Raw genomic sequence first — 12,592 nt, forward strand, 5'->3', positions numbered from 1 at the left:
TTGGGGCTGGTGATCGCGGTTTTGGCCCTCCTGTGGTCGTGAACTGGCCCTGATCGCGACCACCCGAGGGCCAGAACGGAGATCAAGGCCCGGCCACGCCTAGCCGCCGTCCGCCTCGCGCAGGCCGGCCTGGTGGTCGGTGCGGGGGGCTAGCCAGTCGGGCCAGGGGACCGGGGGATTGGGCAGCGGCTCGATGCCCCGGGAGGCGAGAAGGCCGGCGAAACCCTCCGGGTCGGCCGGGACCGCGCGGGGATCCCCGGTCATCACCTCGTAGAGGGTCGCGCCCTCGGGGCCCGCGACCAGCGGGCCGAACTCGGCGCCGTGCTCCAGCGTGAGATGCGTGCCCGCGGGGCACGGCCGGTCACCGACGAGCACCTCACCGGCGAGCACGAAGACGAAGTGGTCGGAGGCGTGGCCGTGCCGCTCGACGACCATGCCCGGGTCGTAGCGCGCGTAGATGACCATCCGTTCCGGTGACCACTCGAGGAACTTCTCCCACACCGACACGCGCCGCCCGCCCGGATGAGCCTGCGCCTTCACCTCGTGCCACGGGACCTCTCCCACCGACACGATCTTCAGCTCCGCCATGGCGCCGTACCTCCTGTCCGCGACCCGCTGACAGCGGGAGGGCCGCCGGGTAGCTTGGTGAAAAGTAGCTTTCCGGAAAGCGATCGGCAATCCAGCTCTGATCAGGGCGTCCGCGCCCGGGACCTAGGGGGCCGCCCGATGACCGTGACCGACGACAGCACCGCGCCCGGGACCGTCACCCCGGCGCCGCAGGACTTCCCGAAGATCATTTCGGTGGACGACCACATCCTGGAGCCACGCGAGTTATGGCAGCGCGAGCTGCCCGCGTCGATGCGCGACCGCGGCCCCAAGGTCGTCCGCGACCGGCTGACGCTGCACTTCTCCGGCGGCCACTACGGCTTCGAACGCGGCGCCCCCGACGGCCGCTGGTGCGACCTGTGGCTCTACGACGACCTCGTCTACCCGACCGGCCTGCTGCACGCCTCCGCCGGCGTCCCGCCGGCCGAGGTGAAGAACCTGCCGGCCGTCTACGAGGACTTCCGCCCCGGCACCTACGACCGGGACGCCCGGCTGCTCGACATGGACACCAACCACGTCGAGGCGGCGATCAACTTCCCGAACACGTTCCCCCGGTTCTGCGGCCAGGGCTTCTCCGAGCGGCCGGACAAGGAGGTCGCGCTCGCCTGCATCCAGATCTACAACGACTGGATGATCGACGAGTGGGCCGGCGGCCCCGGCCGGGGCCGGCTGATCCCGCTCACCCTCATCCCGCTGTGGGACCCCGCGCTCGCCGCCGCCGAGGTGCGCCGGTGCGCGGCCAAGGGCTCGTACGCGGTGTCGTTCTCGGAGAACCCGAGCAAGCTCGGCTTCGCCTCGATCCACTCCGGCGCCTGGGACGTGCTCTTCCAGGCCTGCGAGGAGACCGGCACGGTCGTCACGATGCACATCGGCTCGTCCTCGACGCTGCCCTCGACGTCGCCGGACGCGCCGCTGGCTGTCAGCATGTCGCTGTCGTCGCAGAACGCCGAGGGCTCGCTCTGTGACTGGATCTTCTCCGGAACGCTGGACCGGTTCCCCGGGCTGACCATCGTCTACGCCGAGAGCCAGGTCGGCTGGATGCCGTACCTGCTGGAGCGGATGGACCTGGTCTGGAAGGGCGACGTCGGCGGCGGCGCCCGGCTGCCGAACCCGCCGAGCAGCTACGTGAAGGGGCGCGTCTACGGCTGCCTGTTCGACGACCAGCACGGCCTGCTGTCCCGCGCCGAGGTCGGCCTCGACCAGATCGTCTTCGAGACCGACTACCCGCACACCGACGGCACCTGGCCGAACTCGCTGGCCGTCGCCCACCGGCTGTGCGCGGGCGCGGACATGACCGCCCCGGAGGTCTACAAGTTCGTCCGCGGCAACGCCATCCGCGCCTTCGGCCTGGAGCGTTTCGGCATCAAGGAGTGAATCCGTAGAGTCCCGAGAATGTCGAACGGGCGGGCCATGACCCGCGGTGAGCGCGCGCCGGCGCGCGCCGCCGGGGCGACGGTCAGCGAGCCCGGCTGGGTCGACGAGGTCGGCCTGACCGGGCACGCCGGCCTGCTCGCCCGGCTGGTCCGGCTCAACATGCTCGTCTCCGCGGCGCTCGACGGCCTGGTCGAGCCCTATGGCCTGACGGTCGCGGACTACCTGGTGCTCGGCGCGATCCGCCGTTCGCCGGGCGGCCGGGGCGCGCCGAGCCGGCTGTGCCGGGTGCTCGGGCGCACCAGCGGCGGCATGACCCTGACGCTCGACCGCCTCGCCACCGCCGGCCTGGTCCGCCGGGCCCCCGACCCGTCCGACCGCCGCCGGATCACCGTCGAGCTGACCGCCGCCGGCGACGCGCTCAGCCGCGAGGTCAACGACCGGCTGCACGCCTGGGAGTCCGCGCTCGACCTCCCGGAGCCGCTGCGGGCCGAGCTCAACGGCGCCCTCGACACCGTTCTCGACGCGGTCACGCCCGCCGCGGCCCGGTAGCCGGCCCGGGCGCCTGGTGGAGGTTCGCGCCGCGGTCAGTCCGTCCCGGCCGGGGCCCTGACGTACGGGACGGTGCCGCCGACGACGTGCAGGCCGAGGCGGCGCAGGATCGGGCGGCTGTCGTCGGAGGCGTCGACCTGCAGCAGCGGGTAGCCCAGCGCGACGGCCCGGGCGGCGCGGTGCGCGACGAGGGCCCGGTAGAGGCCACGCCGGCGGTAGGCCGCCAGCGTGCTGCCGCCCCACAGCCCCGCGACCCGGGTGCCGGACAGCGGGACCAGCCAGGCGGTGCTCACCATCTGGGCGCCGTCCTCGACGACGAAGATCTCGACGGGCTCGGTGGCGCCGCGCAGCCGGTTCTCCAGGTCGTCGGCGAGCCACGACCAGTCGTCGTCCCAGACCGCGCTGGCCAGCGCCGCGACGCGTTCCAGGTCGGCGCGGTCCGAGACCTGGCGCATCGTGAGCCCCGCCGGCAGGACCGGGGTTCCCGCGAGGGCCGCCGACTCGCCGAGGACGAGCGCCTCATGAGCCTCGGCGACCGCGCCGCGGGCGGTCAGCATCGGGCGCAGGTCCGCCCGGTCGTGGTCGAACGTCTTCCACTCGAAACCCAGGCCGCGCACGGCGTAGTAGGCGAAGGTCCGGTCGACCAGCGACTCCAGCGCGCCGGCGCCGAGGCTCTCGGCACCCTCGGTGAGCATGGCGAAGCCGCCGTTGATGGTCAGACACCGGGTCAGCGGGCCGTCCCGCTCGCCGAGCCACCCGGCCGGCAGACGGTTCGGGAACGACCCCCGTACCTGCGCGTCGTACACGTCCAGCAACTTCTCCGCACACACGCGCACGAGCGTCGCACAACGGACGGCACGGCCCGAAATTGTTTGCCGCGCCGGAGCCGACTGGTTCGGCGGCGCCGGGACGAGCACGGAGCGTGTCCAGGTCTCGGGCGCGGAGCGGCCCGGGCGCGGCCCCGTTCTTCCAACGGCGACCCGCGGCCGGCGGGGCGGCGCGATGATGAAACGGTGAGCATCGAACAGGGCCGTCCGGTGGAGCTGGCGAAGGCACTCGGGAGCTTCGAGCAGCTGTGGAGCCCGCGCATCGTGACCCGGGTGAACGACTACGACGTGCGCGTCGCGAAGGTCGCCGGCGAGCACATCTGGCACGTTCACGACGACACCGACGAGTTCTTCCTGGTCGTCGAGGGGGAGCTGCACATCGCGCTGCGCGGCGCGCAGGCCGCCGGGGCTGACGGCGGCGCGGAGGAGCGGACCGTCGTCCTGCCGAAGGGCGCCGTCTTCGTCGTCCCGCGCGGCGTCGAACACCGCCCGTCGTCGCCGGGCGGAGCCTCGATCCTCATGTTCGAACCCACCGGAACGCCCACCGTCGGCGACCGTCATGACCCGATCCCCGACCACGTCGACGCCACCACCGGGCACACATTGGACCTGGCCGAAACGGCCGGCTGACGGCGGCGGACACGCCGGGAATGCCGGCGCTTTGTCAGCGGTGAGTCGCTCCGCCCGCCGAGTAGGATCTCCGGTGTCGGCCGGGCGCACAGAAGTCCGGGCGAGGTGACGGGGTGCCGGAGACGGCGCGCGGTGGACATTGTGCCGCTGACAGCTGGCACACGGGGGCGTGGCGAGTGAACCTTCTGAGTGACCGTGAGCTGGCTGAGCTGGCGCGGGTCTACTACCAGCCGTTCAGCGTGTCCCAGCTGCTCCAGCGGGCTGGTCTCGACTCTTCGCGGCAGCCGGTGATCTCGGGCGCCTACAGCTCGGCCATGTACTGGCAGGCTGTGAACAACTACATCGGAGATTCCCGCGACCCTGACCTGCGGGGCCGCATTCTCAACCTCGCACGCTCCGACTACCCGGCGAACTCGGTGTTCGTCCGGGGCGTCGCGGACGCGGCGTCCGGTCGGTAACGGGACGCCGGACCGATGAGCACCCTTCCTCCCGAGCAGCTTCGCGAGCTCGCACGGGTCTACCGAGACCTGGTGCGGGCGCCGCAGCTGCTCAATCGCGCGCGCATGGATCCGACCAGGCAGCCGCAGATCGCGCATGTCTCCGACGCGGCGGCGTACTGGCAGGCGGTGAACGAATATCTCTCGGACAGCGGGGACGTCGGCCTGCGGGACCGCATTCTGGAATGTGCGCGCGCAGACTACCCGGTCAACCCCTTGTTCGGGCCGGCGACGGACGGCCAGGTCGGGCAGTCGTGGAGAACCGGCGGCCGTTTCGACTCTGACACGCCGTCCGGACTGTCCGCGTTCGGCTTCATAATAGGGCTCGACGCCGAGAGTTACGGCTCCCGCGACACGGTTTCCCAACGCGTGCTGCGGGACGGTCTGGAGAAGATCTTCCGGAAGGCTCTGCGCGACGCTGGGATCGCGGAGGGACCGCTTCAGGACCAGGACCGGGGGGACGGATTCCTGGGCGTGGTCTCGTCTTCGGCGGTTCCGGTGGAGCGAGTCGTCCAGGACTTCGTGAACCGGCTTCGTGCGGCCCTCCGGTTCCACAACCACGGGCAGGACGGCAAGGGACGGATCCGGCTGCGCCTCGCGCTCCATCAGGGATATGTCATCCCTGACCGAACCGGCTGGGCAGGGACGCCCATTGTGGAATGCGCCCGCCTTCTGGACGCGGACCAGCTGCGTGCGGCGCTGAGGCAGGACCCCGAGATCGACCTCGTGCTCATCGCGTCCGACGAGCTGTATCAGTCGGTGATCAAGCAGGGCTTCGACGGGATCGACCCGCGCGTGTACCGCAGGGTGGAGGTCGTCGAAAAGGAGTTCCGCTCCACTGCCTGGTTGTCCATCCCTGAGCGCGGGATCAGTGGAGTCAGGTCTGGCAGCGACAATCAGGCCGCCGGCCAGCCCGGAGCCTCGCCAGGTCATGGCGCAGGAGGCCCGGCCGCGGAACCGGCGGTGAAGTCGAGGCGGCCCGCACCCGAGCCTCAGATCGCGCGGAAGGCGAACAACGACAAACGAGGGGACTTCCTCATCTCGGCTGCCCCGGACGATGACGGCTGGGGTGGCTGGATTGCCTGGTACCTGAAAGGGGAGGGCTACACCGTCCGGCTGGACTCCTGGGATCTGCACGGGGGGGACAAGACGGTCGAAGCGCTGGACGTCGCGGTGAGGTCCTTCGATCGGACGATCGCCGTTCTGTCGCCGGGCTACCTCGCTTCATCCGAGGTACGGGCGGCCTGGCAACACGCGTGGATGGAAGATCCGAATGGCCTCGAACGCACACTGATCCCGGTCCGGGTCGCGTGGTGTGAGCCGGCGGGCCTGCTACGCGGTATTCGCTACATCGATCTGGTCGGTCTCGATGAAGCGGAGGCGAAAAAGCACCTCAAGGAGCAGATCCGCCGCTCGGTCACCGGCAACGGGCGCCCCACGGAACAGCCGCCGTTCCCCGGACGCCGCTAAGATCCGGCCCGGTCAGCTGACCGCCGCCGCGGCCGCCCGGCCGGCGGCGCGGCCGGAGAAGAGGCAGCCGCCTAGGAAGGTGCCTTCCAGCGCGCGGTAGCCGTGGACGCCCCCGCCGCCGAAACCCGCGACCTCGCCCGCGGCATACAGACCTGGCATGGCGTCCCGCCCGTTCGGGCGCATGACCTGGCTGTCGAGATTCGTCTCCAGGCCGCCGAGGGTCTTGCGGGTCAGCAGGTGCAGCTTCACGGCGATCAGCGGGCCGGCCTTGGGGTCGAGCATTCTGTGTGGCGTCGCGACGCGGATGAGCTTGTCTCCCCGGTAGCGCCGGGCGCCGCGCAGGGCGGCGATCTGCAGGTCCTTCGTGTACGGGTTGGCCATTTCCCGGTCGCGGGCCAGGACCTGGCGTTCGACGTCCTCATGACGCAGCAGCGGCGTCGGCGTGAGCGCGTTCATCCCGTCGACGAGGGAGCGCAGGTCGTCGCGGACGACGAAGTCGACGCCGTGCTTCTTGAACGCCTCGACCGGGCCCGGAGCGCCCTCACCGAAACGGCGCCGCAGCAGCAGGCGGATGTCCTTCCCGGTCAGGTCCGGGTTCTGCTCGGAGCCGGAGAGCGCGAACTCCTTCTCGATGATCTTCTGCGTCAGGATGAACCAGGTGTAGTCGTAGCCGGTGCGCTGGATGTGGGCGAGCGTGCCGAGCGTGTCGAAACCGGGGAACAGCGGCGGCGGAAGCAACGCGCCGGTCGCGTCGAACCAGAGCGACGACGGCCCGGGCAGGATGCGGATGCCGTGGCCCGGCCAGATCGGGTCCCAGTTGGTGATGCCCTCCGTGTAGTGCCACATCCGGTCGCGGTTCACGACGCTCGCGCCGGCGGTCTCGCTGATCGCGAGCATCCGGCCGTCGACGTGGGCCGGGACCCCGGTGAGCATGTGTTTCGGCGGCTCGCCGAGCCGCCGCGGCCAGTTGGCCCTGACCAGTTCCTGGTTGCCGCCGATCCCGCCCGAGGTGACGATCACGGCCTGCGCCCGCAGGGAGAACTCACCGACGCCGGTGCGGGATGACGCGTGGCCGCGCGCGGTGCCGGTGGTCTCCAGCACGGTGCCGTGCACGCCGTCGACCTGCCCGGCCGTCACCGCCAGCCCGTCCACCTGATGCCGGAACCGGAACGTCACCAGGCCGGCCTCGGCCGCGGCGCGCACCCGCCGGGCGAACGGCGCGACCACACCGGGTCCGGTGCCCCAGGTCAGGTGGAACCGCGGTACCGAGTTCCCCGGCCCGTCGGCGCCCCAGCCGCCGCGTTCCGCCCATCCGACGACCGGGAACCAGCGCACCCCCATCGCGTGCAGCCAGGCCCGCTTCTCCCCGGCGGCCCACTCCACATAGGCCCGCGCCCACTGACGCGGCCAGTGGTCCTCACGTTCCCGGTCGAACCCCGCCGTTCCCAGCCAGTCCTGCCAGGCGAGATCGAACGAGTCCCGAACACCCATGCGGCGCTGCTCCGGCGAGTCGACGAAGAACAGCCCGCCCAATGACCAGAACGCCTGTCCCCCCAGGTTCGCCTCGTTCTCCTGCTCGACGACGATCACTCGACGGCCCGCGTCCGCGAGCTCCGCCGTCGCCACCAGCCCTGCCAGGCCCGCCCCTACGACGATCACATCCGCGTCGTAACCGCCGTCCGCCACATCCGCTCCCATCCCTGGGCCCGAGCCACCGTCGCGGCTCCACCGCCCCACCGCACCGCCGTCGCCCGTCGACCGGTACCGGCCACCCTGCGCCCACGACGGACCAGGGTCAACCGCACAGCTGGGACAGCGGTGCGCGACGGCGCTGATCGTCAACTGCGCAGGGATAAATTCGGCAAACTGGGGCAGGGAACGACCATTTCCCGGACCCAACTGGCGATCATCGCCAACCTTTCCGGCGCAAGAGCGCGATGATCGCCAATTGCGCAGGGTAACCGCGGCCACGGGGTGCGCGGAGCAGCGACCCACGCGCAGGTCCTCGGCTACTCGGCTACTCCGCTTCGAATGGTCCGCCCCTCCGCACCTGGGCGCGGATACCCATCTCGATGCGCGTAGCGAGGGCGAGATGGTCCCGAAACCGGCCAATCCCTTGTCTGACGAGGCCCGGCGCTCGACGATCCACGTTCAGAAGGGTCATAGCGGACCGTTCGGCAGGGAGCAGGCGATGTTCGAGAGGTTCACCGACGAGGCCCGACGCTCGATCATCTGCGCTCAGGAGGAGTCCAAGGCGCTCGGCCACGACCGCATCGGCACCGAGCACCTGTTGCTCGGCCTGTTCCACGACGACGTGGGCGGCGCGGCGGTGACCCTGCAGTCCTTCGGCGTCACCCTCGACGCGGCCAGGGACGCGGTCGTGGCGCTGGTCGGTCGTGGCGACGGCCCGTCGCACGGCCATATCCCGTTCACGCCGCGGGCGAAGCGGGTCCTGGAGCGCTCGCTGCGCGCGGCCCTCAAGCTTGATCACAGCTACATCGGGTCCGAGCATCTGCTGCTGGGACTGCTGGATGAAGGGGAGGGCGCCGCCGCCGACCTGTTCGCCGGGCTCGCGATCGACCCGCGGGAGGCGCGGCGGCGGGCCAGGTCCGCGCTGGCCGCGGCGCCGCCCCCGGGCTCGCCGCCCGGGCCGACGAGCCCGCCGCCCTTTGCCGCCTACGACCAGGCCAACAGGCAGGCCCGGGATCTCGCTCGCCAGCTCGAGACCGTGCGCGCGGCGAAGGACGCGGCGCTCGACGACGGAGACGCCACCCAGGCGATCACGCTGCGCAAACGGGAACGGATGATCCTCGCGGTCCGCGCCGGCCTGCTCCGGGACATCGCGGCGGCCGAGGCGCCGCCCACGCCGCCGCCCGCCGAACAGCCGCCGGACTGACGCGAGAAGCTACGGCGCCCGGGCCCCGAAGAACAGCTGCCGTGAAAGGCCGGCGGCGATCTCCAGGGTCGAGGCGTGCGACTCAGTGACCAGGCGTGGCCGCCGGGACCTCTGCCTCGGGCGGGGCGGCCGGCTGCGCGATCTCGTCCGCGGCGCCGAGGTAGGCGTCCCGGACCGCGGAGCTGGCGCGGATCTCCTCGGGGGTGCCGTCGGCGAGGACCCCGCCCTGGTGCAGGACGACGATCCGGTCGCACGCGGACATCACCAGTGCCATGTCGTGGTCGACGACGAGCACGGCGAGGCCGTCGTCGTGGGCGAGCTCGCGCAGGCTCGCGGCCAGCGCGGTGATCTCCGTCATCGACAGGCCGGCGCCCGGCTCGTCCAGCAGCACCGCGGCGGGGTTGGCCGCCAGGGCCCGGGCGATCCCGACCAGGCGGCGCTTGGCCATCGGCAGCTCACCCGGCAGCCTGGCCAGGTCCTCGGTCAGCCCGAACCGCTCCAGCGCCGCCCGCGCCGGCGCGGTCAGCCGCCCGCCGGTGTGGCCCGCGTTCTCCGCGGCGACCCGCAGGTTCTGCGCGACGGTCAGGTCCTCGAACAGCTCGCCGGCCTGGAAGACCCGGCCGAGCCCGGCGCGGGCCCTGGCGTCCGGCGCCCGCCCGGCCAGCGCGTGCTCGCCGAGGCGTACCTGGCCCTGGCTGGTCGGGGCGAAGCCGCCGACCGCGTCGAGCAGCGTCGTCTTGCCGGCGCCGTTCGGGCCGACCAGACCCGTCACGATCCCGGGCGGCGCGGTCAGGGTCGCCGCGGCGACGGCCGTCACCCCGCCGAACCGTACGGTCACCTCGTCCGCGACGAGCGCGGCGCCGCGCCGCGAGCTGGCCGTGCCGGTGGGCAACGGCGCCGGGTCGTGCTGGAAGCGCCGGCGCCACGCGACGCCGTTCTCGTGGACCAGGACGGTCAGCACCAGGCCCGCGCCGAAGATCGTCGCGTAGTTGTCGGTGACGAAGCCGATGTGCAGGTCGGAGATGGCCAGGTAGAGCAGCCCCCCGAGCCCGAGCACGCCACCGAGCAGGCCGCCGGTCACCGACGTCACGCCCGCGATCACGGCGAGGCTGACCAGGTTGATCGAATCCATGAACGCGAACTGCTCGAACGTCACGGACGAGGTGCGCATCGCCAGCAGCGCCCCGGCGGCGCCGGCGAGGGCCGCGGAGATCACGAAGGCCGACAGCTTCGCCCGCGCGACGCTGATGCCGACCGACGCCGCGGCCCGCTCGTTGGTCCGGACCACCAGCAGGCGGCGGCCGAGCCCGGAGCGGCGGACGGCGACGACCGCCGCGCCCGCGAGCACCAGCCAGAACAGGCAGTAGTAGCCGTAGCGGTCGGGGTGGGTGGCGGCGTCCACCGGCAGGCCGAACAGCCTCGGCGGGCGTGGCTGCATCCCGGTGATGCCGCCGGTGTAGTGGGTGCTCTCGAACAGCACCCCGGACACGGCGACCGCCATCCCCATCGTCAGGATCGCCAGGTTCACGCCGCGGACCCGCAGTGCCGGCAGGCCGACCAGCAGGCCGGCGACGGCTCCGACGGCCGCGCCCGCGACCGGCGCCAGCAGGAACGGCAGGTGGACGCCGATGTCGAGGCGGACGGCCGCGTAGGCGCCGAGCCCGGCGACCGTCAGCTGGGCGAGGCTGATCTGGTTGGCGTACCCGACGAGCACGACGAGCGACAGCACGAGGATCGCGCCGATCGCCGAGGTCGTCGCCGCGTCGCGCCAACTCGCGTTGCCCGTCGCGAGCACCACCGCCGCCGCGGCCAGCGCGACCGCGACGGGCAGCGGGCGGAACAGCCCGGCGGCGACCGGGGCCGCCGGTACCGCCGGCAGCCGGTTGCTGGCCCGGTCGCGCCGGAACACCAGCACCAGCATGACCGCGACGAACGGCACCGTCTGCGGCCAGCCGAGCTGGTACTGCTGGGGAACGTACTGCCCGACCAGGTGGGTGACGACGCCCTCGCCGACCCCGAGGCCGAGGCCACCGGCCAGCGCGGTCAGGTAGCCGTCGAACCGGCCGACGAGCGCGGCGGCGAGCGCGAACGCCATGACGGTGAGCATCGCCGTGTCGAACTGCCCGACGATCGGGGCGACCAGGATGCCGGCGGCCGCCGCGAGCGCCGAGCCCAGCGCCCAGTTCAGGCTGCCGAGCAGGTGCGGCGACCCGCCGAGCGCCTGGGCGGCCGACTCGTGCTCGGCCATCGCCCTGGTCATCAGCGGCAGCCGGGCCCACGCCGACCAGGCGGCGAGCAGCGCGACGACCACGACCGCGAGGGCGAAGATCACGATCCGCTCCGCCGGGATCGTGATCCCGGCCAGGTGGACCGGCGTGGCGGGCAGTGAGCTGTCCGGGACGCGGGCGGCGTTCGGGAAGACGCTGTGCGCCAGGCCGACCAGGAAGCCGAGCAGCCCGAGCGTCGCGACCATCCGGGACAGCTGGGTGCGGTGGCGGATGGGGCGGATGACGAGCAGGTAGACCAGCGCGCCGAAGACGGCGGCGGCGATGAGCGTCAGAACGGCGGCCGCCGGGCCGGGCAGATGCGCGCTGTCCCGTAAGGAATAGAAGACCAGCGCTCCCCACAGGGCTATTCCGCCCTGTGCGAAGTTGATAGTCCGTGAGCCGCGGTGGATTGTCACGATACCGACGGCGCTCACCGCGTAAACGCCACCGACGCCGAGTCCCAACAGCGCGAACTGCAGGATGGTCCGCGGATCCATGCGCACTCCTCTTATCTCCAGACCGCGCCGGATTCCCATTGCGGACCGTTGCGGCCCGAGTGTAGGCTTGTGAGCGTTCACTCGCAAACGGCGCGACCATGGTCCGACGACCATGGTCGCGGGCCGCCGGCGGCCTGCCAGCCGACGGCGTGCCACAGCGGAGTTCGGAGGATCCGGATGGCTGACGGGGATGCGGCTGGCGGTCCCGCCTTAGCCGGTGGCGTCGGTGTCGACGAGGGCCAGGCGGCGATCGAGGCCCGCGGGCTGTCGGTCGGCTACGGCAGGGTGCCGGTGCTGCACGGGGTCGACCTGACGGTGCGGCCGGGCGAGGTCGTCGCGCTGCTCGGCCCGAACGGCGCGGGCAAGACCACGCTGCTGCGCGCGCTCGCCGGCTACCTGCGCCCAACCGCGGGCACGATCGCGCTGTTCGGACAGCCGTGCGGCCGGATGCCGGTCTACCGGCGGTGCCGGCGGGGCCTGTCGTTCATGGGGGAGGAGCGGCACATCTTCCCCGGGCTGACCGTCCGCCAGTCGCTGCGGCTGGTGCGTGCCCAGGAGGGCGCCCTCGACCTGTTCCCGGCTCTCGCCGACCGCGGCCGCCACCGTGGCGCGCTGCTGTCCGGCGGTGAGCAGCAGATGCTCGCGCTGACGCTCGCCCTCGCCCGCGGCCCCAGGCTGCTCCTCATCGACGAGCTGTCCCTGGGGCTCGCGCCGCTGGTACGTGAACGCCTACTCGATACCGTGCGCGCGACCGCCGACCGTGGCGTCGGCGTTCTTCTCGTCGAGCAGAACGCCCGCTCGGTGCTGCGGCGGGCCGACCGCGCGTATGTCCTGCGCCGCGGGGAGCTGGTCCGAGAAGGCCCCGCCGATGAATGGCTGTCCGATTTGGACGGTCTTGCGTCGCTTTACCTGTCCTAGTCGGAGCGGCTCGGACCGGTGAGTCCCCGTGGCCGGAAGCGGCCCGGCCGGACTCCGTCAC

11 protein-coding genes are annotated in these 12,592 nt (G+C 72.2%); 7 read left to right on the plus strand and 4 right to left on the minus strand.

What is annotated here, in order from left to right; all coding sequences use genetic code 11:
* Positions 1–99: 99 nt before the first annotated feature.
* Entirely contained in the window at positions 100–588 is a 489-nt protein-coding gene (locus FRAEUI1C_RS17770; protein ID WP_013424706.1) for a cupin domain-containing protein, read from the minus strand.
* Positions 589–726: 138 nt separating this feature from the next.
* Here FRAEUI1C_RS17770 and FRAEUI1C_RS17775 point away from each other — a divergent pair, with 138 nt between their 5' ends.
* Together FRAEUI1C_RS17775 and FRAEUI1C_RS17780 are read left to right on the plus strand one after the other, a co-directional pair.
* A complete protein-coding gene (locus FRAEUI1C_RS17775) occupies positions 727–1,980 on the plus strand; it encodes an amidohydrolase family protein (protein WP_013424707.1) in 1,254 nt (417 codons plus the stop codon).
* A gap of 18 nt (positions 1,981–1,998) precedes the next feature.
* Positions 1,999–2,529 (plus strand): MarR family winged helix-turn-helix transcriptional regulator, encoded by a 531-nt coding sequence (locus tag FRAEUI1C_RS17780; RefSeq protein ID WP_013424708.1) that lies wholly within the window; start codon positions 1,999–2,001, stop codon positions 2,527–2,529.
* Positions 2,530–2,564: 35 nt separating this feature from the next.
* Here the strand turns inward: FRAEUI1C_RS17780 and FRAEUI1C_RS17785 are convergent, their stop codons facing one another.
* Positions 2,565–3,359, minus strand: coding sequence for a GNAT family N-acetyltransferase (locus FRAEUI1C_RS17785; protein WP_041259449.1), 795 nt, complete (start codon positions 3,357–3,359; stop codon positions 2,565–2,567).
* A 183-nt stretch (positions 3,360–3,542) separates the two neighbouring features.
* Between FRAEUI1C_RS17785 and FRAEUI1C_RS17790 the strand changes: the two genes are divergently transcribed.
* From FRAEUI1C_RS17790 to FRAEUI1C_RS38400, 3 genes are all read left to right on the plus strand, one after another.
* Entirely contained in the window at positions 3,543–3,986 is a 444-nt protein-coding gene (locus FRAEUI1C_RS17790; RefSeq protein WP_083819587.1) for a cupin domain-containing protein, read from the plus strand.
* A 176-nt stretch (positions 3,987–4,162) separates the two neighbouring features.
* The gene (locus FRAEUI1C_RS17795) at positions 4,163–4,444 is read left to right on the plus strand and encodes an effector-associated domain EAD1-containing protein (protein WP_013424711.1); all 282 of its coding nucleotides are present in this window, start codon (positions 4,163–4,165) and stop codon (positions 4,442–4,444) included.
* Between the two features lie 15 nt (positions 4,445–4,459).
* On the plus strand, positions 4,460–5,953 hold the full coding sequence (locus FRAEUI1C_RS38400) for a toll/interleukin-1 receptor domain-containing protein (RefSeq protein ID WP_013424712.1): 1,494 nt from the start codon (positions 4,460–4,462) through the stop codon (positions 5,951–5,953).
* Positions 5,954–5,965: 12 nt separating this feature from the next.
* Here the strand turns inward: FRAEUI1C_RS38400 and FRAEUI1C_RS17805 are convergent, their stop codons facing one another.
* Positions 5,966–7,651 (minus strand): FAD-binding dehydrogenase, encoded by a 1,686-nt coding sequence (locus FRAEUI1C_RS17805; RefSeq protein WP_041259451.1) that lies wholly within the window; start codon positions 7,649–7,651, stop codon positions 5,966–5,968.
* 493 nt (positions 7,652–8,144) lie between these two features.
* On the opposite strand from FRAEUI1C_RS17805, the gene FRAEUI1C_RS17810 reads away from it, so the two are divergent.
* Positions 8,145–8,849 carry a Clp protease N-terminal domain-containing protein gene (locus tag FRAEUI1C_RS17810; RefSeq protein ID WP_049806935.1) on the plus strand — a complete coding sequence of 235 codons (705 nt, stop codon included), beginning with the start codon at positions 8,145–8,147 and terminating at the stop codon, positions 8,847–8,849.
* Positions 8,850–8,931: 82 nt separating this feature from the next.
* Here FRAEUI1C_RS17810 and FRAEUI1C_RS17815 read toward each other — a convergent pair whose 3' ends face one another.
* Positions 8,932–11,613 (minus strand): ABC transporter permease subunit, encoded by a 2,682-nt coding sequence (locus FRAEUI1C_RS17815; protein WP_013424715.1) that lies wholly within the window; start codon positions 11,611–11,613, stop codon positions 8,932–8,934.
* Between the two features lie 177 nt (positions 11,614–11,790).
* Here FRAEUI1C_RS17815 and FRAEUI1C_RS17820 point away from each other — a divergent pair, with 177 nt between their 5' ends.
* Positions 11,791–12,531: an ABC transporter ATP-binding protein gene (locus tag FRAEUI1C_RS17820; protein ID WP_013424716.1), complete on the plus strand. Its 741-nt coding sequence runs from the start codon at positions 11,791–11,793 to the stop codon at positions 12,529–12,531.
* The last annotated feature ends 61 nt before the right edge of the window (positions 12,532–12,592 follow it).

This window comes from Pseudofrankia inefficax, from assembly GCF_000166135.1.
In the GTDB taxonomy this organism is placed as follows: domain Bacteria; phylum Actinomycetota; class Actinomycetes; order Frankiales; family Frankiaceae; genus Pseudofrankia; species Pseudofrankia inefficax.

What these genes read in the sequence shown, in the direction of transcription:
- FRAEUI1C_RS17770 (WP_013424706.1), bottom strand. Translation starts at nt 588, where the DNA reads ATGGCGGAGCTGAAGATCGTGTCGGTGGGAGAGGTCCCGTGGCACGAG.
- FRAEUI1C_RS17775 (WP_013424707.1), top strand. Translation starts at nt 727, where the DNA reads ATGACCGTGACCGACGACAGCACCGCGCCCGGGACCGTCACCCCGGCG.
- FRAEUI1C_RS17780 (WP_013424708.1), top strand. Translation starts at nt 1,999, where the DNA reads ATGTCGAACGGGCGGGCCATGACCCGCGGTGAGCGCGCGCCGGCGCGC.
- FRAEUI1C_RS38400 (WP_013424712.1), top strand. Translation starts at nt 4,460, where the DNA reads ATGAGCACCCTTCCTCCCGAGCAGCTTCGCGAGCTCGCACGGGTCTAC.
- FRAEUI1C_RS17805 (WP_041259451.1), bottom strand. Translation starts at nt 7,651, where the DNA reads ATGGGAGCGGATGTGGCGGACGGCGGTTACGACGCGGATGTGATCGTC.
- FRAEUI1C_RS17810 (WP_049806935.1), top strand. Translation starts at nt 8,145, where the DNA reads ATGTTCGAGAGGTTCACCGACGAGGCCCGACGCTCGATCATCTGCGCT.
- FRAEUI1C_RS17815 (WP_013424715.1), bottom strand. Translation starts at nt 11,613, where the DNA reads ATGGATCCGCGGACCATCCTGCAGTTCGCGCTGTTGGGACTCGGCGTC.
- FRAEUI1C_RS17820 (WP_013424716.1), top strand. Translation starts at nt 11,791, where the DNA reads ATGGCTGACGGGGATGCGGCTGGCGGTCCCGCCTTAGCCGGTGGCGTC.